General features: G+C 69.2%; 21 protein-coding genes and 2 pseudogenes. 13 read left to right on the top strand and 10 right to left on the bottom strand.

All coding sequences use genetic code 11. From position 1 onward, the window contains the following. Positions 1 to 34: 34 nt before the first annotated feature. The 5 genes from QZ607_RS05200 to QZ607_RS05180 all read right to left on the bottom strand — a co-directional run bounded on the left by QZ607_RS05200 (position 35) and on the right by QZ607_RS05180 (position 4,217). Positions 35 to 409 (bottom strand): type II toxin-antitoxin system PemK/MazF family toxin, encoded by a 375-nt coding sequence (locus QZ607_RS05200; protein ID WP_295880422.1) that lies wholly within the window; start codon positions 407 to 409, stop codon positions 35 to 37. Beyond that, positions 406 to 654 (bottom strand): hypothetical protein, encoded by a 249-nt coding sequence (locus QZ607_RS05195; RefSeq protein WP_295880419.1) that lies wholly within the window; start codon positions 652 to 654, stop codon positions 406 to 408. Before QZ607_RS05195 ends, QZ607_RS05200 begins: the two co-directional genes overlap by 4 nt. 621 nt (positions 655 to 1,275) lie before the next feature. Next, positions 1,276 to 2,145, bottom strand: coding sequence for an SHOCT domain-containing protein (locus tag QZ607_RS05190; RefSeq protein WP_295880417.1), 870 nt, complete (start codon positions 2,143 to 2,145; stop codon positions 1,276 to 1,278). Between the two features lie 276 nt (positions 2,146 to 2,421). After that, a complete protein-coding gene (locus QZ607_RS05185; protein ID WP_295880415.1) occupies positions 2,422 to 4,011 on the bottom strand; it encodes an AbgT family transporter in 1,590 nt (529 codons plus the stop codon). Further along, positions 4,008 to 4,217, bottom strand: a complete 210-nt coding sequence (locus QZ607_RS05180; protein WP_295880413.1) for a hypothetical protein — start codon at positions 4,215 to 4,217, stop codon at positions 4,008 to 4,010. The genes QZ607_RS05185 and QZ607_RS05180 overlap by 4 nt, the downstream gene beginning before the upstream one ends. A gap of 392 nt (positions 4,218 to 4,609) precedes the next feature. On the opposite strand from QZ607_RS05180, the gene QZ607_RS05175 reads away from it, so the two are divergent. The 4 genes from QZ607_RS05175 to QZ607_RS05160 all read left to right on the top strand — a co-directional run bounded on the left by QZ607_RS05175 (position 4,610) and on the right by QZ607_RS05160 (position 9,752). Continuing rightward, on the top strand, positions 4,610 to 6,784 hold the full coding sequence (locus tag QZ607_RS05175; RefSeq protein WP_295880411.1) for a glycosyl hydrolase family 57: 2,175 nt from the start codon (positions 4,610 to 4,612) through the stop codon (positions 6,782 to 6,784). 20 nt (positions 6,785 to 6,804) lie between these two features. Next, positions 6,805 to 7,170, top strand: a complete 366-nt coding sequence (locus tag QZ607_RS05170) for a DUF6164 family protein (protein WP_295880408.1) — start codon at positions 6,805 to 6,807, stop codon at positions 7,168 to 7,170. A 367-nt stretch (positions 7,171 to 7,537) separates the two neighbouring features. Continuing rightward, the gene (locus QZ607_RS05165) at positions 7,538 to 7,990 is read left to right on the top strand and encodes an archease (protein ID WP_295880407.1); all 453 of its coding nucleotides are present in this window, start codon (positions 7,538 to 7,540) and stop codon (positions 7,988 to 7,990) included. 277 nt (positions 7,991 to 8,267) lie between these two features. Continuing rightward, complete coding sequence (locus QZ607_RS05160; RefSeq protein ID WP_295880405.1) at positions 8,268 to 9,752, top strand: RtcB family protein; 1,485 nt, start codon at positions 8,268 to 8,270, stop codon at positions 9,750 to 9,752. Positions 9,753 to 9,821: 69 nt separating this feature from the next. Here QZ607_RS05160 and QZ607_RS05155 read toward each other — a convergent pair whose 3' ends face one another. Continuing rightward, positions 9,822 to 10,079 carry a type II toxin-antitoxin system RelE/ParE family toxin gene (locus QZ607_RS05155; RefSeq protein WP_295880690.1) on the bottom strand — a complete coding sequence of 86 codons (258 nt, stop codon included), beginning with the start codon at positions 10,077 to 10,079 and terminating at the stop codon, positions 9,822 to 9,824. An 11-nt stretch (positions 10,080 to 10,090) separates the two neighbouring features. Next, entirely contained in the window at positions 10,091 to 10,354 is a 264-nt protein-coding gene (locus QZ607_RS05150) for a CopG family ribbon-helix-helix protein (protein WP_295880404.1), read from the bottom strand. 249 nt (positions 10,355 to 10,603) lie between these two features. On the opposite strand from QZ607_RS05150, the gene QZ607_RS05145 reads away from it, so the two are divergent. Further along, a complete protein-coding gene (locus QZ607_RS05145; protein ID WP_295880401.1) occupies positions 10,604 to 11,281 on the top strand; it encodes a cytochrome b/b6 domain-containing protein in 678 nt (225 codons plus the stop codon). Positions 11,282 to 11,626: 345 nt separating this feature from the next. Here the strand turns inward: QZ607_RS05145 and QZ607_RS05140 are convergent, their stop codons facing one another. Further along, on the bottom strand, positions 11,627 to 12,091 hold the full coding sequence (locus tag QZ607_RS05140; RefSeq protein ID WP_295880400.1) for a cytochrome c: 465 nt from the start codon (positions 12,089 to 12,091) through the stop codon (positions 11,627 to 11,629). Positions 12,092 to 12,376: 285 nt separating this feature from the next. Further along, a complete protein-coding gene (locus QZ607_RS05135) occupies positions 12,377 to 13,033 on the bottom strand; it encodes a peroxiredoxin (protein ID WP_295880398.1) in 657 nt (218 codons plus the stop codon). A gap of 301 nt (positions 13,034 to 13,334) precedes the next feature. On the opposite strand from QZ607_RS05135, the gene QZ607_RS05130 reads away from it, so the two are divergent. Continuing rightward, positions 13,335 to 14,444: a phosphotransferase enzyme family protein gene (locus QZ607_RS05130; RefSeq protein WP_295880395.1), complete on the top strand. Its 1,110-nt coding sequence runs from the start codon at positions 13,335 to 13,337 to the stop codon at positions 14,442 to 14,444. A gap of 14 nt (positions 14,445 to 14,458) precedes the next feature. After that, complete coding sequence (locus QZ607_RS05125; protein WP_295880703.1) at positions 14,459 to 14,863, top strand: hypothetical protein; 405 nt, start codon at positions 14,459 to 14,461, stop codon at positions 14,861 to 14,863. Between the two features lie 26 nt (positions 14,864 to 14,889). On the opposite strand, the pseudogene QZ607_RS05120 reads toward QZ607_RS05125, so the two are convergent. After that, a pseudogene (locus QZ607_RS05120) lies at positions 14,890 to 14,985 on the bottom strand (type II toxin-antitoxin system PemK/MazF family toxin); the annotation flags it as partial. 198 nt (positions 14,986 to 15,183) lie between these two features. Between QZ607_RS05120 and QZ607_RS05115 the strand changes: the two are divergent. The 6 genes and pseudogenes from QZ607_RS05115 to QZ607_RS05095 form a co-directional block, all read left to right on the top strand. After that, the gene (locus QZ607_RS05115) at positions 15,184 to 17,370 is read left to right on the top strand and encodes an alpha-amylase family glycosyl hydrolase (protein ID WP_295880394.1); all 2,187 of its coding nucleotides are present in this window, start codon (positions 15,184 to 15,186) and stop codon (positions 17,368 to 17,370) included. A gap of 11 nt (positions 17,371 to 17,381) precedes the next feature. Then, a complete protein-coding gene (locus QZ607_RS05110; RefSeq protein ID WP_295880391.1) occupies positions 17,382 to 17,627 on the top strand; it encodes a hypothetical protein in 246 nt (81 codons plus the stop codon). Positions 17,628 to 17,659: 32 nt separating this feature from the next. After that, positions 17,660 to 19,300 (top strand): hypothetical protein, encoded by a 1,641-nt coding sequence (locus QZ607_RS05105; protein ID WP_295880390.1) that lies wholly within the window; start codon positions 17,660 to 17,662, stop codon positions 19,298 to 19,300. 330 nt (positions 19,301 to 19,630) lie between these two features. Then, positions 19,631 to 19,832, top strand: a pseudogene (locus tag QZ607_RS25815) (type I restriction-modification enzyme R subunit C-terminal domain-containing protein); the annotation flags it as partial. Between the two features lie 110 nt (positions 19,833 to 19,942). Beyond that, entirely contained in the window at positions 19,943 to 20,227 is a 285-nt protein-coding gene (locus tag QZ607_RS05100; protein WP_295880388.1) for a type II toxin-antitoxin system HigB family toxin, read from the top strand. 13 nt (positions 20,228 to 20,240) lie between these two features. After that, positions 20,241 to 20,485 (top strand): type II toxin-antitoxin system HigA family antitoxin (locus QZ607_RS05095; protein ID WP_367268154.1); only part of this gene is annotated, 245 nt, incomplete at its 3' end.

Genomic DNA, 20,485 nt, shown 5'->3' with positions numbered 1-20,485 from the left:
GACTCCGCGCTTCCGCCGGGGTTCCGCTGCCTTGCTATCGCCGGCCGGCGGCCAGTGGCAATTCCACACCGATGGCCAGGGCGACCATTCGGCGGAGCTCGGTCAGCTGCGCATCCGCGATCCGCGAAGCCGTCGGCGAGATCCGGCGCTTGGACGCGGTGGTGACGTGATGGGCAAGCGCATGCCAGGGCTTGGCGCAGCCATTCTCCGGCGTGGGCTCGATGCGGACCGATAGCTCGCTGATGGCCAGGCCGGGGTCATCCGCGAGGGGCACCAAAATCAGATTGGGATAGGCGTCATCGAATAGGCCCCTGTCCTCGACGACGACGGCGGGGCGACGCTTGTTGGGCTCTTTCGGCAAGGCATCGCGCCAGTCCACCAGCACGATCTGGCCGGCGGCGACGCTCATGGCCGCTCGCCGTCGCTCGCGGGCGTGCCCCAATCTTCGTAGAAGGCCTCCGCCTCGGGGCTTTCAGCGATGTACGCGGCCACCGCCCGGCTTTGGGCACGAATGCGCTCGCGGCGCACGCGGTGTGCCTCCTGCGCCGCCAGTTCACGCAGGTAGGTGGATAGACCAATGCCCCGCTCGCGGGCCGCGTCTTCCAGCGTTGTTTGGATGTCCTGTTCGAGTCGAACCGAGACCGGACGCCCCATGATGACCTCCCAGGTTAGGACTCACACGCACTACCAAAGCGCACTACGTGAGCGTAGCACAGACATCTCTCGTCGATCTGACGTCGAGCGCCGGGGCATTGGATCACGGCCGACGGGTGTAGGCTGGGCAGAGCGCCGGCGTGCCCACCGGCGTCGCGTGCAAGCCCCTGACAGATGAGCCTGCTTTTGCTTTCTTCTCGCGCCCGGGCGGAGCCTGGGTGCGCCGGCTTGGCGGCTCTGTCGCCCGTGGCCGCGAGGCAGGACACCAGCCTTAGACAGGACGCTGGAGCGTCCGCCCTCGGCTCCGACGCTGGAGCGTCGGAGCCAGATAGCCAGGTAGAGTTGGAGCCAGGTAGCCGCCGAGTCCGGCGCGGAGGCTGAGCTTCCACATTCGGAGGAAAGACCCCGCCATGCGCGACGACGCTCCGCGCGATCCTATCAAGTCCGACGTCCGCGCATCGAGGAGCAGGGCTGGGGCTTTCGCTCGGCTGGGCTGGCCGCTGAAGGGGCGCTCGGCCCGCCTCGGCGCTGGCATCACGACCGCACAGGCCGCGGGGCCGGCTGCAAGCCGGCGGTCCCGGTCGGCGCCGACGGGGCTTGCTGCTCGGGGTGGGCAGGCGCTCAGAGGCGGCCCAGCAGCTCGGCCTTCTTGGCGGCGAACTCCTCTTCGGTCAGCAGCCCGTCGGCGCGCAGCTTCCCGAGCCGCTCAATGGCGTTGAAGATGTCCGCCTCGCTGGATGGCGACGCACCGGCAGGCGGTGTCGCGCCCGGCGCCTGGCCGGGTGCCGGCTGCGGGGCCGGCGGTGGGGCCATGGACGCCGCCGGCTGCGGGGCTTGCTGCTGTGAGGGTTGCTGGGGCACCCCGTCGATGGACACCACCGGCAGGGAGCTCAGCACCACAGTGCCGTACTGGCTGGTGAACAGGATCGACCCGCCGACGCCCTGTTGCTGGGAAAAGCCGCCGATCTGATGATCCAGGGTGTCGTAGACCCAGACCTGGCCGCCGGTCTTGACGGCCAGCCGCCGGGGGCCGGCGAAGTAGGCGTACTGCACGTTGTTCTGGCTGCCGGTGGCGTTGGGCTGGCCCAGCTCCCGGGGCCACCAGTGCTGGGACGGGTCCGGCACGAACAGGCTGGACTCCCCCAGCATCCCGCCGGCGTTCTGCTGCTGCTGGCCGCCACCGGACTGGGACTGGCTCTGGAAGCTGCCGGATTGCAGCAGGCCCGGCTGGTTGGCCAGGATGTTGGAGAGCTCGTTGCACAGCGCGTCCACCCGGCCCTTCAAGCTGTGGTTGAACATGTCGCCCAGCATCATCATGCCGCCCTGCATCCACTGGCCGGAGCCGGCGAATTCGGGGTGGTTGAACTGGGCCATGCTGCCGTTGCCGTGCAGCACGGCGAAGAGCATGTGGGTGACCGCGTCCGGACTGAAGCCGTGGCGCTGGGCGAGGTCGGCGACGAGGCGCTGACCTTCGGGGGTGAGCTGTTGCATGGGTGATCCTGGTCGTGGAGCCTGAGGTAGCCGCCCAACGTAACACGGCCAAAGGCGTTGCGGGTGACCGCGTGGGGCCTTGATCATCGCTCCCAGCATCTTGGCCGCTGATTGCGTAGTCAGGCCATCCCGGCCTGACACCATCAGGGTTGGAAGCCCAGACGACGCGGAGCGCGCCCGCGCCTGGAGGCAATCTTGCTCAAGGCCCACGCGGGCGTCGTCCGCCAGGCGGTGGAGGCGCTGCGCTCATCCACCTTACGGTGGTGCGAGCCTGTCTCAGCCGCCCGGCGGATAAACCAGCCCCCCGCCCGGTCCGAGGGGCCAGCCGGCGACGACCCACAGCCCCAGCAGCGCCGCCCAGATGGGCGCAAAAACCAGGGTGTAGGGCAGCATCAGCGCCACCAGGGTGCCGAGCCCGGCATCCGGCCGGTAACGGCGGATGAAGGCGAGGATGATGACCAGATACGGATTGAAGGGCGTGATGCCGTTGGTGACGGAGTCGCCGACGCGGTAGGCCGCCTGGGTCAGCTCCGGTGCGATGCCGGCCTGCATGAACATGGGCACGAACACCGGCGCGAAGAAGGCGTACTTGGCGCTCGCCGAGCCGATGAGCAGGTTGCCGGCCATGACCACCGCGATGAACGCGAGCATCAACGCCGCCGGGTCCAGCGCCAGCTGCGCGAGCCAGCCGCCGCCCACCACGGCCAGCATCTCACCAAGCCGGGAGTGGCCGAAGCAGGCGATGAACTGCGCCGCGAAGAAGGCCAGCACCAGATACGGCCCCATGGTGCGCATGGTCTCGCCCATCATGTCCACGGCATCGCGGTCGCGCCGGATGCTGCCGGCGCCGATGCCGTAGGCGAGCCCGGTGCCCAGGAACACGATAAGCAGGATGGGCACCAGGGCCTCCATCCAGCGCGGGAAGCGCGCGCCCTCGCCTGCCAGCGGGGCGCCCGGAATCAGCACCGCGGCGAGCAGCAGCGCCAGCAGCGCGGCGAAGGTCCAGCCGGCAAAGCGCAGGCCCCGGCCCTCGTCCTGGACGGCGTCGGCCGCAGCAGAGACCTCGGGCGCGACCCCGGCCCGAGCCTCTGACACAGCCATGCTCCCAGCGGCCGCGGGCGGCGTCTCCGCCGCCATCTCCGCCGCCGTCGGCCGCGGCAGCCGCGGCTCCACGAAGCGCCGGGTGACGAAGGCCCCGGCCGCGGTCAGCAGCAGCGTCGAGACGATCATGAACCACCAGTTGGCGCTGATGGCCACCTCGTAGTCCGGGTCCAGCAGATGCGCGGCGGCGGTGGAGAGCCCCGCCAGCAGCGGGTCGAGGCCGGTCAGGAACAGGTTTGCCGAGAAGCCGCAGGTGACGCCGGCGGTGACCGCGGCGATGCCCGCCAGCGGCGAGCGCCCGGCGGCCAGGAACAGCGCGCCGGCGAGCGGCGGCAGCACCACATAGCCCGCATCCAGCGCCAGCGACGACAGGATGCCGACGAAGACGGTCATGGGCACCAGCAGCCGCCCGGGCGCCGCCGCCAGCAGCCGGCGCAGCAGCACCGGCAGCAGCCCCGAGCGCTCGGCGACGCCGATGCCGAGCAGCCCCACCAGCACCAGCCCCAACGGCGGGAACTCGACGAAATTCTTCACCAGGTTGGAGATGAGCCACCACAGACCGTCTGCGTCCAGCAGGCTGACGGGCGTGATGGGCTCGGTGACCAGCTTACCGTCGCGCTCCAGGGTGCGGGACACCGACCAGCCGAGCCAGACCGCGATCTGCGAGAGCAGCATCACCACGACCGTGCCCAGCGCGAACAGCGTGGATGGGTCCGGCAGCCGGTTGCCGACCCGCTCGACGGTGTTGAGCCAGCCGCCGGTCATGCCTCGCCCCCGGAATCCCTGCCGAGGGTCATCTTGTGCCGCGCAATGTGCTCTGACTCGAAGAAGTCCCGCATCGCCAGCGCCGCGATGCGGATGCGCTCCTCCTGGTGCGGATAGGCGGCCAGCTGCTCGGCGACCCAGTCCTCCAGCGCCTGTGTCAGCGTGGCGCCGGTGAACACAAAGACCCTGTCCTCGAACGCGGTCATGGTGGGGCTGCGATGTGGCGGCGGACTGGGCTCCGCCCGGAAGCGCTGCATGCTAGCGCACCACCGCTGTGCCGCGCAGCCGACCCGCAGCCGACGGGGCCTGTGTTTCGAGGATTGGTGCAGCGAGGACGGGCACAGTGAAGCCGGAGGCGATCGCCTGCCGCCGACGGACTAAAGTCCGTCTTTCCCAGGCTGCCGACTGAAGTCGGCGTACCGGGGACGGCCACGTGACTTTCACAGTGGTGCAGCCGGACCCGCGCTGGCTCAAGGCGCCTGCATCCGTGTTTGCGTAAGCTGTCACCGGCGCTTGTCCAGACCGGCGCTTCTGCGCTCCCCCGCGCACCGGCACCGGTCCGCCGCCGAGTCTCATCCTCCAACCACGCACCTGCCCCATGCCCATCTTCACAGCACTCCGCCACATCGACTGCCCCGCAGAGCTCCCCATCGACCGCAACGGCGGCCATCCACCCTTCACCGTCCGCTTCACCGCCGACGGCGAGATCCCCTTCCCGCAGGTGATCCTGCGCGCCGCCGGCCGGGAGACGCTGCTGAACGGCGCCGCCATCCAGGCCACGCAGACCGACGCCGGCGACTGGGCCTATGTGGCGGAGATACCGGCCGGCAGCGTGACCGGCGAGCATATGGACATCCAGGTGGAGGGCTGCCGGCGGGCCGACATCGCCAACGCCGGCGGCGGCGACTGGATCAAGGCCTTCCGGGAGATCAGACTGGTGGGCGCACAGACCGGTGCCGACCGGGACGCCGGCAGCCCAGGCAGCGGCGCGCGCGCCCAATCCGCCGCGACCCTGCAACCCGCGGTCTCGGGCGGTGGACAGAAAGTCAAGCTGTACTTCGGCATCCACAAGCACATGCACCAGCCCTACTACAACACCACCGACCGCAACGCCTGGGACGGCGAGAAGGACGAGATCTTCGGCTCCCGCGGCGGCAACTACACGGACTTCGTCCCCGCCGCGGTGCAGCAGTACCTGGCCGGCGGGCTGCCGCACGCGGGCCTGTCCACCAGCTGGAGCGGCTCCCTCATCGAGCAGCTCGACCGCTGCGCCGACGAGGGCCTCTGCGGCGGGCGCTTCAGCGGCTGGAACGAGCCCCTGCGGCGCATGGCAGGTGCCACCACGGCGCTCGGCAACCCGCGCATCAGTTTCGCCGGACTCGGCTTCTTCCACCCGCTGATGCCGCTGATTCCACCCCGGGACATCGTGCGGCAGATCGACTGGCACCGCGACGCCATCGAGCGCGCCTTCGGCGCTCCGGCGTCCCGGGTGCTGTTCCCGCCGGAGACGGCCTTTCACGTGCGCATGATCCCGGCGCTGAACGCCGCCGGTGTGGACGCGGTCATCTACGACTCCATCCACCGCTTCCGCGCCTGCCGCGACTATCCCTACGGCGGCATCCAGGAGGGCATGCTGCCGCCGAACCCCGCCGAGCAGACCAACCCGCCGGTGGACGACTGGCTCCAGCTGCACAACATCTGGGCGGCGTCCAAGATCTCGCCGTCGCTGCTGAAGCCCGAGTATGTCGGCTACGAGGACCCGGACGGCACCCTGCACAAGCTCATCGCCATCCCCGCCGAGCGCTACATCGGCAACGAGGACGCCCGCGGCGGCTTCGGCGCGCTGCAATACCCGGACGTGCTGGGGCAGCTCTACCAGCGCATCCTGGACACCGACGGCTTCGACCCCGAGCACCCGCCGTTCTTCCTGCTCCACTCCGACGGCGACAACCACGGCGGCGGCGCCGACAGCTATTACCATCACAACACCGGCCGGCTGGTGGAGTGGCTGAAGCAGGACCAGCGCTTCGAGCTGACCACCGCCGAGGACTATCTTCAGCGCTTCCCGCCGGACCCGGCGCAGGTGGCGCACATCGAGCCCGGCTCCTGGGCCGGCGCCGACAACGGCGACCCGCAGTTCATGAAGTGGTTCAGCCGCTATGACCAGCCCTACTCGCCGGACCTCAACTCCTGGGCCGTGCTGACGGCCTTCCAGAACCTGGTGCACACGCTGGAGGACGCGGAGCCTGACCATGCCGGGCTCGCCGAGGCCATCCGCCTGCTGCTCACCGCAGAGACCAGCTGCTACTGGTACTGGACCGGGCAGCAGGAGTGGGACCAGCAGGTGACCAACGCCGCCAACCTGGGCGCCGATCTTCTCAAGCCCAGCGTGGACGCCCTGCTCGCCGCCGGCAAGGACAAGACCGGACCCACCATCTTCCCGCCCTGGGTCACGCCGGAGAACCCGGGCGGCAAGCGCTGGGGCCAGGGCTGCCTGCTGGATGCACCGCGGGAGGCCACCCTGCACGCCTTTGTCTGCGACTGCGCCGGCCTGAAGCGCGTGGACCTGGTGCTGCGCACCGCCAGCGGCGAGCGGCGCCTGCCCATGCAGCGCCACGGCCCCTACCCCAGCCAGACCGGCGCCAAGCTGACGGCGGACTATGTCACCGCCGAGCTGCCGGCGGGCGCCGGTGATGTCCGCTGTTACATCGAAGCCGAGGATGAGCGCGGCAACCTCTCCAGGGGCGCCCTGGAGCGGATCTTTCTGGCCTGAATCCGACAGGAGGTGCGGCGATGTCGGTGCTGATCTTCCGCCTCAACGGCGTCCCGGACGACGAGGCCGCGGACGTGCGCAGCCTGCTGGACGAGCACGGCTTCGAGTACCACGAGACCAGCGGCGGCTTCCTGGGCTTCGGCGTCGCCGGCCTGTGGCTGCTGGACGACAGCCGCAAGGCCGCCGCCCGAGCCGTCATCGACGCCTACCAGCAGGAGCGCAGCGCCCGGCTCGCCGCCGAGTACGAGGCACAGCGCCGCGCCGGCCGCGCCGAGACCACGCTGCAGCGCATCGCCCGCCGTCCGCTCCAGTCCCTGTTCTACCTCGCCGGCGCCGCCGCGGTGCTGTACCTGGTGCTCTGGCCGTTTCTGAGCCTGGGGTCCTGAGCCCGGGATCCTGAGCCCGGGATCCTGAGCCTGGGGTGCTGAGCTTGGCGTCATGAGCATGGTTGCCCTGCTGGACTGTGAAATTGTGAAACTGTGATCCGACCCGGGAGCCAAGCCATGAGAAACATCACTGTTGCCGTCGACGCCGAGGTCTACCGCGCTGCGTGTGGAGAATCCGTTTCTGGTTTCCTCAGGGCACCGAGGACGAGGTCGTCCTGCGATCTGCAGGATGGCAGCCACGAGCTGCCCCCCGACAGCAACGGCACCGACCCAGTCTATAGTTGCAGCAAGGGGCGCCGCTGCCGAGGGCGCCTCACCGTGGCGGCACAGGTGTCCGGCGCCCGCGGCGCAACGGGGATCAGCACCCATGAGCCCATCCGACCTGCCCGAGCCCACGCACTCCGCCCCCGGCTGGCGCCACTTCGAGCACCGCGCCGACATCGGCGTTGAAGGCGTCGGCCGCAGCCCGGAGGAGGCCTTTGCACAGGCGGCGCTGGCGCTGACGGCCATCGTCTGCGACCCGGCCGAGGTGGCGCAGGGGGCTGCGCTCGAGGTCGACTGCGAGGCGCCGGACCTGGAGCTGCTGCTGGCCGACTGGCTGAACGCGCTGATCTACCGCATGGCCACCGAGCGCATGTTGTTCTCGGGCTTCGACGTGCAGATCGACGACGGCCGGCTGCACGCGACCATCCGCGGCGAGCCGGTGGACCGCGAGCGCCACCAGCCGGCGGTGGAGGTGAAGGGCGCCACCTACACGGCCCTGTCGGTCAGCCGCAACGAGCACGGGCTCTGGACGGCGCGCTGCGTTGTCGACGTCTGAGCCTTCAACCTAGAAGGAGCGGTTGGACGGTCGTCAGGGTGCGTCCCGCGGGGTGCCTGGCAAGGCACAACGACGAGGAATAGTTGTTCTATTCCGAGGAGTTGTAACGCAGCCAGGCGCCGCGCGGGGCGTGCCATGGCGGCCGTAGCGGCGTTCACCCGGATGGTGGCGCGAGAAGTACTTCCGAAGTCCGCGAGGCTCAGGCATTTGCATGTGCTTTGAAGCGGTCAACTGCTCTTTCTAGGTTCAACACAACACTGCCCCGGAGGTCTCCGCCATGGCCGGCCTCGCCAACACTGCAAGCAAGGGTTCAAGCAAGGGTCTGAACAAGGTCAGCGACACCGAATGGCGCATCGAGCCGCACGGCCCGATGCGGGTGCCGGTGGTCCTCTATGCCAGCGAGGCGCTGCTCCGCGACATGGACGACAAGGTGCTGGAGCAGGCGGCCAACGTCGCCACCCTGCCCGGCATCGTCGGGGCTTCGTATGCCATGCCGGATGCCCATTGGGGCTATGGCTTCCCCATCGGCGGGGTGGCGGCCTTCGATGCCGACGAGGGCGGCGTGGTCTCCGGCGGTGGCGTCGGCTTCGACATTTCCTGCGGCGTGCGCACCCTGCACACCGGGCTCGACCGGGCCGCCGTCATGGACGTGCAGCAGGAGCTGGCCAATGCGCTTTACTCCAGCATCCCCGTGGGTGTCGGCAGCACCGGCGCCATCCGCCTCGACCACCGCGGCATGGACGCCATGCTCGAAGGCGGCGCCGCCTGGGCGGTGCAGCTGGGCTATGGCCGCAAGGAGGACCTGGAGCGTATCGAGGAGCAGGGCCGCATGGCCGGCGCCGACCCGGAGCAGGTCTCGGAGCACGCCAAGCAGCGCCAGCAGCACGAGATGGGCACGCTCGGCTCCGGCAACCATTACCTCGAGGTGCAGGTGGTCGCGGAGGTCTACGACCCCGCCGCCGCCGATGCCTTCGGGCTGCGCCGGGGCGAGGTCATGGTCAGCATCCACTGCGGCTCCCGGGGCCTCGGGCACCAGATCGGCACCGATTACCTGAAGCGCATGGCCATGGGAGCGGCACAGCACGGCATCACCCTGCCGGATCGGGAGCTCGCCTGCGCGCCCATCCGGTCCAGCCTCGGCCAGGACTACCTCGGCGCCATGCGTGCCGGCATCAACTGCGCGCTGGCCAACCGGCAGATCATCACCCACCTGGCGCGGCAGGTGTTCACGGAGCTCTTCGGCACCGACCTGGCGCTGCTCTACGACGTGTCGCACAACACCTGCAAGCTGGAGGAGCACGTCATCGACGGCCGCAGGCGCCGGCTGCACGTGCACCGCAAGGGTGCCACCCGCGCCTTCGGCCCCGGGCACCCGGACCTGCCGCCGGACCTGCGCGATGTCGGCCAGCCGGTGCTCATCGGCGGCACCATGGGCACGGCGTCTTACATCCTCGCGGGCGGACCGGCGCAGACCGGCACCGGCGCCGAGACCGCAGGCCCGGAGCACGCCTTCGCCTCCGCCTGCCACGGCGCCGGCCGCGCGCTCAGCCGCCGTGCCGCCACCAAGCGCTGGCACGGCCGCGCGGTGCAGGCCGAGCTCGCCGGCCGCGGCATCGTCGTGCGCAGCCCCTCCGCCCGCGGCCTCGCCGAAGAAGCGCCCGGCGCCTACAAGGACGTGAGCGAGGTGGTGCTGGTGGCGGAGCGGGCCGGGCTCGCGCGGCGGGTGGCGCGGCTGGAGCCGGTGATCTGCATCAAGGGCTGACTCAGGCGCTGCGCTGGGGCTGACTCAGGCGCCGCGCTGGGGCGGGCTCAGGCGCTGCGCGGGGCAGGCTCAGCGGGACTCGCGGCCGTGCCAGATCCGCAACACGACGACGGCCTCGTCGCGCAGCGTGTAACGAACGACGTAATTGCCCGTGGCGAGCTCCCGCACACCGGCAACACCGTCGACGGCTATTCCCAGCGCGGGCTGTTCCCGCAGCAGCCGAATGGTCCTCGCGAGCCGCGTGCCGACCCTGGCCGCAGCAGCAGGGTCATGTTCGGCGATGAAATCGCGCAAGCGGCGCAGGTGGCGCATGGCGCTTCGCGTCAACCGCAGTTGCTTCAACGCGGCGGCTCAAGCTCGTTGTCGGAGCCCCAGCTGTCGAGCCACGCAAGGACATCGTCACCGTCGACGAGGCTGCCCGCTTCCAGCTCGGCCAAGGCCTCCCGCGTTTCCTGGTCGCGATGCTGTTGGAGCTCCTCGCGCTCCAGGTACTCGCGCACAGCGTCGTTGATAACCCAGCCCTTGGATCGGCGCAGACGTGCGGCCGTGGCGTCGAGCCGCTCCATCAGATCGTCCGGCATCCGGACACTGGTCATACCCATTCTGGCGCACCTCCCGCGTTGCAATGCGTTGCATTATAGCCTGGTATACGTGCCGCAGCAGTGCAGGAGAAGTTGAACGTGATCACCGCAGTTGGACGCGTCTTGGACTATGGAAGCTCAAGATCGACAAACCGGTCCGTCAGTGCGCGCGGCCATCAAGCCATCGCTTCCGAATCGCCCCGTCAGCGGCCAAAATGCCCGCACCGGGCGCCCCCCCGCGGCGCCGCAACCACCTGGAGTCGTTCGAGGATGCGCATCAAGGTCTGGGATCTGCCGACCCGTTTGTTTCATTGGCTGTTGTTCGTCACCGTCGCCGCCGCGCTCTGGACCGGCTGGGTCGGCGGGAGCTGGATCGAGTGGCACGGGCGCCTGGGTCTGGCGGTGATCTGGCTCCTGGCCTTCCGGCTGGTGTGGGGCTTTCTCGGCTCCACGTACGCGCGCTTTGCGCAGTTCGCACCGACGCCGGGGCGGGTGCTGGCCTATCTGCGCGGGCGCTGGCACGGCGAGGGGCACAATCCGCTGGGGGCGCTGTCGGTTTTCGCCCTGCTCCTCGTGCTCACCTGGCAGGCGGGGAGCGGGCTCTTCAGCAACGATGACATCGCCTTCGAGGGGCCCCTTGCGGACCTGGTGAGCAGCAGCACCAGCACCTGGCTCTCCGGGCTGCACCGGCAGGGACTGTGGATCATCCTGGGGCTGGTGGCACTGCACGTGGCGGCCATCGCCGTCTACGCGCTGCGGGGCAAGAACCTGGTGAAGCCGATGGTGCTCGGCTGGAAGGACACGGATGATCCGGCCCTGAAGTCCGCCCGGGGCGGCAAGCTCTGGGCGCTGCTGCTGGCGCTGGTCGTGGCGGTGGGCGTCGTCTGGGTGGCCGACGGCGGCCTGTTGCCGCCACCACCACCGCCGCCCCCGGCGCCGGCCTGGTAACCCATGCTGCGGACGGGGATGAGACGCACAGCCTGGACGCCGTTGTCCGGTGTCCGCGCAACCAGACCGGCCCGGGCTCACGCAACCGCGCGACCAGCAACGATGCAACCGCGGGGCCGGTTGATGGTCGGATTACGCTGTCGCTCATCCCACCTGCAACGCTGCAAGGGCCACGCGGCGTCGCGGCATTGCCCGCGGCAGACCTGCGCGGTCAGTGCCGGCGTTGGGTCGGGCTGACACACGAAGCCCCGCAGGCGTACAAATCCCCAAAAGAAAACGCCCGCCCGCGCAGCGCACGGAGCGGGCGTCGTCAGCCGGCGTGCCGGCTTGTCTGCGGGCCGCCGATCAGTCCTTGCGGAACTTGTCGTGGCAGGCTTTGCAGCTTTCGCCGAGCTTCGTGAAGGCATCCTTCACGTCGCCCTTGCCCTCCGCCATCGCGGCGGCCTCGGCCATGCTGTTGGCGGCCTGGATGAAGTTGCGTGCGACCTTGCCGACTTCCTCCTGCTCGGTGAACAGCTCGGGCTTGACGCGGGTCTTCACATCGCCGATGTCCTTGGCAGTGCCCGGGCCGTACAGTGCGCCCATGCCGGAGTTGGCGATGCCGGCGATGGCGTCGGCGGCAGCGGCCACCTGCTGCTGGCTGAAGTCGCCCTCCAGGTTCGCCTTGATTTTGCCCATGTTCCAGGACATGAAGCTGTAGCCCGCCTGCCGGGTGAGGATCTGCTCCTCGGGCGTGAGCTCTGCGGCCGCGGCGTTGCCGGCGACGGCCAGGGCCAGCGTGAGGGCGGCGAGCGAAATGACTTTCTGCATGGGGACGATCTCCCGTGTGGCTGGGTTGGGTGAATTCACCTGTTGGCGGCGGGAGTATTGGGGCAAGCGCTGCGCCTGTCCAGCGCTGGCCTGTGGGCGCATTGCGGATTCGGCCGGGGCGATCCTCCACGCAGCGACGTGCGGCCGTAGCCCGTGCGGCACCGGCCGGCGTCGCCCTCCGACGCTGAGGTGGACCGCCGGCCCCGGCAGTGCGGCACCGGCAGGCCCCAGTGGCCGGCCACTGGAGCCGGCCACTGGGGCCGGCCCACAGGACTGGCGCTCGCCTCACAGCGCCTTCTTGCAGAAGTACCAGTCGCTGCACTCGTACCCTTCTGCCATGCGAGCGGCGGCGGCCTCGGCGGTGGGCGGCGGCGGCACGATGACCTTGTCGCCCGGCTGCCATCCCTCCGGCGTCGCGACCTTGTGCTCGTCAGAGGTCTGCAGGGCCTTGACGAGCCGCACGAACTCATCGATGGAGCGGCCGTTGGTCATCGGATAGTAGACCATGGCCCGCAGAATCCCTTCGGGGTCGATGATGAAGGTTGCGCGCACCGCGGAGGTGTCGCTGGCGCCCGGCTGGATCATGCCGTAGGCCCGGGCCACCTGCATCGACAGGTCGGCAATGATGGGGAAGCCGATCTCGACGCCGAATTTCTCCTGGATGTTGCGCTCCCAGGCGATGTGCGAATAGTTGCTGTCGATGGAGAGACCGAGCAGCTCGCAGTTGATGGCCTGGAAGTCCGCCTGGCGCTTGGCGAAGGCGATGAACTCCGTGGTGCACACCGGCGTGAAGTCCGCCGGATGCGAGAACAGCACCAGCCACTTGCCGCGGTAGTCCTCGAGCCGCTTCACGCCGTGGGTGGTCGGCGCCTCGAAGGCGGGTGCGGGCTCGTTGAGGCGGGGCATCGTCGGGGCGGTCTGGGTCATTGTTTCCATCGTCATATACCTCGTTGAGTGAAGGACTTACCCTGTGTTGCGGGGCGTTTGCCCGTTGCGCGGTGCATATATTAGAAATCCATGAACGACGGATCTAATCGTTTGCCGCGACACCTTTAATCGATGCGAACGATTGATTCTTGTCAATTGACTGTTTTTGTCAATTATTGGCGCCGGCCGAGGGCGTACCGACAACCGTTCTGATGCCCGCGTCCGCAGCGCCGCTGCGGGCCGGCGCCCGCGGCGCCATGGCGGCTGCACACCCCACGCGGTTGCCCCTGCGCATCACCGCTGGTAGAACCGCGCCATGCCCGATTCCCGAGCCACTGCCCCAACGCACCTGCCCGAGCGCCTGCTGCTGGACATCGCCCGGCGCTTTCTCGGCAACGCCCAGGCGCCGCTCACCGTGGCCCCCCTCGGCGACGGGCTCATCAATCACAGCTGGCGGGTGCAGTCAGCGGCGGGCGCCTTCGTGCTCCAGCGCATCAACGGGCAGGTGTTCCCGGCGCCGGAGCGGATCATGGACAACCTAACGGCGCTGGCGGCGGCGGCGCAAGAACGGCCCGAGCTCGCGGTGCGGCTGCCGGCGCTGGCGCGCACCGCGGACCACCTGTCCTATGTGCGCGACGCCGACGGCGCGGTCTGGCGCCTGATGGAGTGCATCGAGCCGAGCCGCACCCTGAAGCGGCTCGACACCGCCCGCCAGGCCGCGGAGGCCGGTCGCCTGTTGGGACGCTTCCATCGGCTCGGCGCCTCGCTGGACCCGGCGGCGCTGGCGGTGACCCTGCCCGGCTTCCATCACACGCCGACCTATCTGGCCACCCTGGATGCCGCCGCGACGGAGCCACAGCGCGCCGCCGACTCCGCCGACGCACTGGCCTTCATCGACGCCCGCCGGTCGCTGGTGGACGTCCTCGACGCGGCCCTCGCCGCCGGCCGCACCCGGCTGCGCCTGATCCACGGCGACCCGAAGCTGGACAATATGCTGTTCGACGCCGCGGGCGAGCGCGCGCTCTGCCTCATCGACCTGGACACGGTGCAGCCGGGCCTGCTGCACCACGACATCGGCGACTGCCTGCGCTCCTGCTGCAACCGCGCCGGGGAGGCGGGCGCCGACACGGTGCACTTCGATCTGGGGCTCGGCGAGGCGCTGCTCGCCGGCTATGCCGACGCGGCCAAAGACCTGCTGACGCCTGCGGAGATCGACCTCATCGCTCCCGCCATCCGTCTCATCCCGCTGGAGCTCGGCATCCGCTTCCTGACGGATCATCTCCAGGGCGACCGTTGGTTCCGCGTCCGCCGCCGCGGCGAGAACCTCACCAAGGCCCGCCGCCAGCTCGCACTGGTGGCGGACATCGAGCGCCAGCAGGCGGCTGTCGAAGCCGCCGTCCGCAGCGCCTTCACGGCGGCCGGCTGAGGCCCGGGGCAGACATGGCCAGGCGGCGGCGTGCGAGCACCAACAGACCCGGGCGGGACGACGCCGCTGACCGTGCGCAGGCGCGCGCCCTGCTCGCCCGGCTGGCGGCGCTGCTGCGCCGCATCGAGCATCCGCGGGCAGACGAGGTGGACGCACTGCGCGCCGGCTTCGACACCGACCCCGCCACCGCCTGGCGCACGCTCGACGGCAACGCCTGGTGGGCCGGCGCCGGCTCCCTGGCGGCGGAGAGCCTGGTGGAGCCCACCGCGCTGGAGCCGGCGGAGCGCACGGCGGCCATGCAGGAATTCCGCGCCCTGCTCATCGACCTCGCCGAGCTGCTGCGCGCCCGTGGGCCGACCAACCCCGGGCTCTCGTCCTGGCTGCTGGCGTTCCGCAACTGGGCGGCGTCGGGGATCTGACCCGGCATCCTCGTCAATCGGTTGAAGGCCAGCGGAGAGACGATCAAGACTGGGCGCGTGCCCTGCTGTTCGTGCCCCGCCGTTGGATCGAGCGACACGACATAGATGTCGCCGCGGTCCATCGATCTACAGTTGCTCGATTCCGACTGACGCGCCGTCCAGCCGAGCACTTGGGCCAGCACTTGGGCCAGCACTTGGGCCGCAGGCAAAAGGGTGTCAATCGCACTCCGCTTGATCCAGATGGGGCTCCACGCATCGGCACCACCGGCCCGCTGCTGCACAATGGCAGGCACGTACAGCAGCCCCCGCCGGAGTCCCCGATGCCCGACATCACCGTCCACTTCCGCAAGCCCGCCGACTGGGCCGAGCCGGTGCTCATCCACTGGTGGGACCGCCAGCCCGCGGGCGACGGCAGCGACTGGCCGGGCCTGCCCATGACGCCCGACCCGGCGCATCCCGGCTGGCATGTCTTCACCTTCGAGGACACCACGCGGGTGCGGCTGGTGCTCAACGACGGGGCGGGCCACCAGAGCGCCGACCTGGCGCGGGAGCGCGACGGCTGGTTCAGCTTCGACACCCATTGGCGGGACACGCCGCCGGCTGCGGGCGCGCCGGACGGACAGCGCCCCGCGGCGGCCGACGAGCCGCCGTCTCCGCCGGCGGCGCCCGCCATCGTCAATGCCGAGCCCCGCCCGCTCGCCGAGCGCACGGACTTCCGCGAAGAGACCATCTACTTCCTGCTCACCGCCCGCTTCAATGACGGCGACCCGTCCAACAACTTCTTCTGCCGCGACCGCATCCGCTTCGACGAGCAGGGCAATGCCGTGGACCCGCACTGGCGCGGCGACTTCAAAGGGCTGATCCAGCGCCTGGATTACATCCGGGACTTAGGCTTCACCGCCATCTGGATCACGCCGCCGGTGGAGAACCGCTCCGGCCTCGACTACCACGGCTACCATCCCTACGACTGGACCCGCATCGACCCGCGGCTCGAATCCCCGGACGCCAGCTACCAGGACCTGATCGACGCGGCGCATGAGAAGGGCATCAAGATCATCCAGGACGTGGTGGTGAATCACTCCTGCCAATACGGCATCCGGGGCAAGGTGCACATCGACCACCTGCCCACCAAGTACTACGTGCCCCAGGGCAGCGAGCAGGGCCGGGTGGACCACGGCCCCTACCAGGGCAACCTCGGCAACTATGCCTGGCCGCACCGCGACGACATCGACAACCCCGCGGCGCCGGACTGGTGGCAGGCGCGGCACGCGCGCGACCCGAACGGCACCGAGCCGCTCACCGACCCCAAGACCGGCGAGAGCGTGCCCAAGCCCGGCTACGACCCCGGGCGCTTCTTCGGCATCGACGCCCAGGGTCTGGACCCGGACTGGTACCACCAGGACGGCTTCATCTGCGGCGGCGACTGGGAGAGCCCGCACCCGCTGCAGCAGCGCCACCTCGCCGGCGACTGCATCGACCTCGCCACCGAGCGCGACAACGTCAAGGACTACATCATCGCCAGCATCAACCGGTATCTGGACATGGGCGTGGACGCCCTGCGCATCGACACCGTCAAGCACGTCGAGCGCGACAATCTGCTGGAGTACGTCAACGCCTGGAAGGCGCACAAGCCGGGGCTCTTCGTCTTCGGCGAGAACCTGGTGAAGGGCTACGGCTGGGGCGACCTCGGCGGCGGCGACAACGGCCCGAGCCAGATTCGGCCCTGGTGGTACACCCGCCTGGGCTCAGACCCGCAGGACCCGCACTCGGGCGGCGACTCCGGCTTCCCGCAGCTCGACTTCGGGCTCTTCAGCACCTTCCGCGACACGCTCTCCCGCGGCACCTTCGAGGGCACGGGGCAGATTCTCTCCATGGACTGGATCTACGGTGACGTGACCCAGCTGGTGACCTTTCTGCAGAACCACGACGTCGGCCCCGACAACGACTTCAAATACCGCTTCAAGGGCGAGACCTGGATGGCCGCCGCCGCCTACAACCTCATCTGGACCGCCCGCGGCATCCCCTGCCTGTACTTCGGCGAGGAGATCGAGTTCATGAAGGGCGCCCCGCAGGATGTGGAGGGCGAGAAGGACACCCTGGAGAGCACCGGCCGCGCCTACTTCGGCGACCACCTGACGGACGAGCGCATCGGCGCGACCCAGTCCCATCCGCTCTACCGGCACATCCAGCGGCTGAACCTGATCCGCCGCAACGTGCCGGCCCTGCAAAAAGCCGCCATGTCCCACGTGGGCGAATGGGGCAGCGGCATGCACTTCGTGCGCGATCTGGCCAGCCAGGGCAGCTGCGCCGTCGTCGGATTGGCCATCGGCTCGGACCAGGCCATCGACATCGGCGATGTCCGCCCGGGTGTCTACCGCGACGCCGTCACCGGCGGCGAGATCCACTGCGACGGCCACCTGTCCTTCCAGGTCAAGGCCAACTCCGCCGGCATCTGGGTGCTGAACGGCCCCGGCAAGATCGGCCACGACGGTCCCTTCCTGCGCTGACGGCACCCGCCGTGGACCTGCAGCACTTCCGCAGCCTGCTGCTCGCCCGGCGCGAGGCCCTGCTCCGCGCCCGCAAGGCGCTGCTCGCGCTGCCCGCGAAGACGCGCCAACGCCTGCGCGAGGCCATGGACCTCCGCATTGCCGCCCACGCCCTCGCGGCGGGCGCGACCCTCGTGACCAACAATCTCAACGGGTTTCGGCGCGTCGCGGGGCTCGATGTGGTCGATCGGCTGGAGAGCGCGGACGACGGCGCCTGAACAATCGCGGGCGGCAGGCATCGGTCGCCGCCTTGGCGCACCCCAGTACACGCGCTGCACCTCGTGCCGATATCGAGCGATGCTTCCCGCGCAGCCTGCACAACCTTTCGTATGTTGACACTCCGGCGGCGGACCACACCCGCTGCCTGCTGAACAGCGGGCCAACGCCGGAACAAAAAGGAAGAGGAACCGACGCACATGAAGATCTCCACCTGCACGTCGAAGAGGTCACCGGCGCCGACAAGACGCTCGATGTCGTGGTGGACATCTTCAACCGGGTCAACAGCGGCGGCACCAAGCTCTCCAAGGGCGACCTGGCGCTCGCGAAGATCTGCGCCGACTGGCCGGACGGGCGCGATGCCATGAAGGCGGAGCTGAAGCGCTGGGAGCAGGACGGCTATCACTTCAACCTGGACTGGCTCCTGCGCTCCCTGAACACGGTGCTCACCGGCGAAGCCAGGTTCCAATACCTGCACGAGAAGACGGCCGACGATGTAAAGGACGCCCTGAAGCGGGCCACCAGGCACATCGACACCTGCCTGAACCTGATCGCAGGGCGGCTCGGGCTGGACCACGACCAGGTGTTCTTCGGGCGCTTCGCGGTGCCGGTGATGGCGCGCTGGCTGGATCAGCGCGCCGCCCACTCCCATGGCCCGATGAGCGAGCAGGAGCGAGACAAGCTGCTCTTCTGGTATGTGCAGGCGGCCATGTGGGGGCGCTTCTCGGGCTCCACCGAGACCTACATCGACAAGGATCTGGAGGCGCTGGAAGCCGGCGACGGGGCGCTGGACAAGCTGCTGGAGCAGTTGCGGCTGTGGCATGGCGCGCTGGCCGCGGAGCCCGGGCACTTCACCGGCTGGAGCCTGGGCGCGCGCTTCTACCCGGTGCTGTACCTGCTCACGCGCATGGGCGAGGCCAAGGACTGGGGCACGGGGCTGCCGCTGAAGGCCCACCTGCTCGGCAGGATGAGCCGGCTGGAGGTTCATCACATCTTCCCGAAGAAGCAGCTCTACGACCATGGCTACAGCCGCCCGCAGGTCAACGCGCTGGCCAATTTCTGCTTCCTGACCAAGCACACCAACCTGGACATCAGCGCAACGCCACCGGCGCAGTATTTTCCGGAGGTGGAACAGAACCACCCGGGAGCACTGGCCTCCCAGTGGATTCCGCAGGACCCGGACCTGTGGCGCATCGAGCGCTTCCCTGACTTCCTGGAAGCCCGCAAGGCGCTGCTGGCCACCGAGCTGAACCGGCGCATGGCAGAGCTGCTGCACGGGGACGAGCGCTGGCTCGCCGGGGCGGCGGTGCCCGCACCGCAGGGTGGCGCACAACCGGCGCCCCAACCCACTGAGGTGGTGGGCGGCATCAGCAGCGAGCAGGAAGAAGCGCAGCTCGAAGTGCTCAACGACTGGGTCGCCGCGCACGACCTGCCACGCGGCACCCTCGCCTACGACCTGGCGGATCCGCAGACCGGTGCCCAGCTGGCGGTGCTGGATCTCGCCTGGCCGGACGGACTCCAGGAGGAACTGAGCCAGCCGGTGGCGGTGCTCCTGAACGAGGAGGCAGCCACCATCGCGATGGCGAGCCAGGCGGGCTTTCGGTGCTTCACCGACGTCGGCGCGTTCCGCGGCTACATCGAAACGGTGATCCTCGCGGAAGCCGCCGAGGTCTAGCCGTCCCCTCTGACTCACAGCGCTCATGAAGCACTCAAACCGCAGACCATCCGAAGCCCGGCTCGCCGCTGAACTTTGTTTCTACGCCCCGAACATCCCGCCGACCCTGGAGCAACAACCGATGCCCGACACGACTCCTCAAGCACCTCCCTGCACCTCCCTAGCCCATCGCGAATGGTCTCACGCTCGCCGAGCTCGACCCGGAAGCGCTGGAGGTGGCGCAGGTGTCCGCAAGCCTGCCAACGAACCGGCGCAAGCAGATCTTGGCGGCACTGCTTCTGCCGCTCGACGAGCGCGATGAAGCCATCCGGGCCATGGAGTCAGACTCCCTGGGCCGACCCGTTGCAGCGCGAGGAGGTGATCCTGGAACTGCAAGAACGCGGCATCGCATTCTAAGGAGTTGGCGGCGGCAACTGGTCGGTCCGACGCCGATCCCCTCGACCTGCTCTGTCACCTCGCCTTCGAGACCCCGCTGCGCACACGCAAGGAGCGCGCTGACCACCTGCGCAGGAACCAGCCGGACTTCTTCGACGCGCTCCTGGCTGCCGCCCCGACCGACAGGCAAGGGACCTCCCGAATGCCGCGCATCCCTCCTTGGAAATATCGGAAACTTTTCCCATTTTGGGATAGATCGGGGCCGTTATGAAGATCCTCGGACGCGACAAGCTCGTGGCGTTCTGGACAAGGCATGCGGCAGCCAAGGGCGCGCTCGAGACCTGGTTCGACGAAGCGAAGGAGGCAACCTGGGCCACCCCCCAGGACATCAAGGACCGCTACCGCAGCGCCAGCTTCCTGGCCGATAACCGCGTGATTTTCAACATCAGGGGGAACCGTTACCGCTTGGTCGTCAAGGTGCGCTACCAGAACGGCATCGTCCTCATCGAGTGGGTCGGCACCCACGCCCAGTACGACAGACAGCGCTTTTGAGGTGAACGCGATGATGACTCAACTGAAAATCATCCAAGACGAGGCCGAGCACCAGCAAGCCCTCGCGCGCCTCAGCGACCTCATGGAGCAGAACCCACCCGCCGACAGCCCCGAATCCGTCGAGATCGACGTGCTCGCCCTGCTGATCGAGGACTTCGAGACCAAGCACTTCCCCATCGACCCGCCGGACCCCATCGACGCGATCGAATTCCGCATGGACCAGATGGGGCTGAGCCGCAAGGACTTGGTCCCCTACAT

Source organism: uncultured Thiohalocapsa sp. (assembly GCF_913063425.1).
Classification (GTDB): domain Bacteria; phylum Pseudomonadota; class Gammaproteobacteria; order Chromatiales; family Chromatiaceae; genus Thiohalocapsa.
The sequence above is the reverse complement of the archived record's forward strand: the minus strand, read 5'-3'. Positions and strand labels throughout refer to the sequence as shown.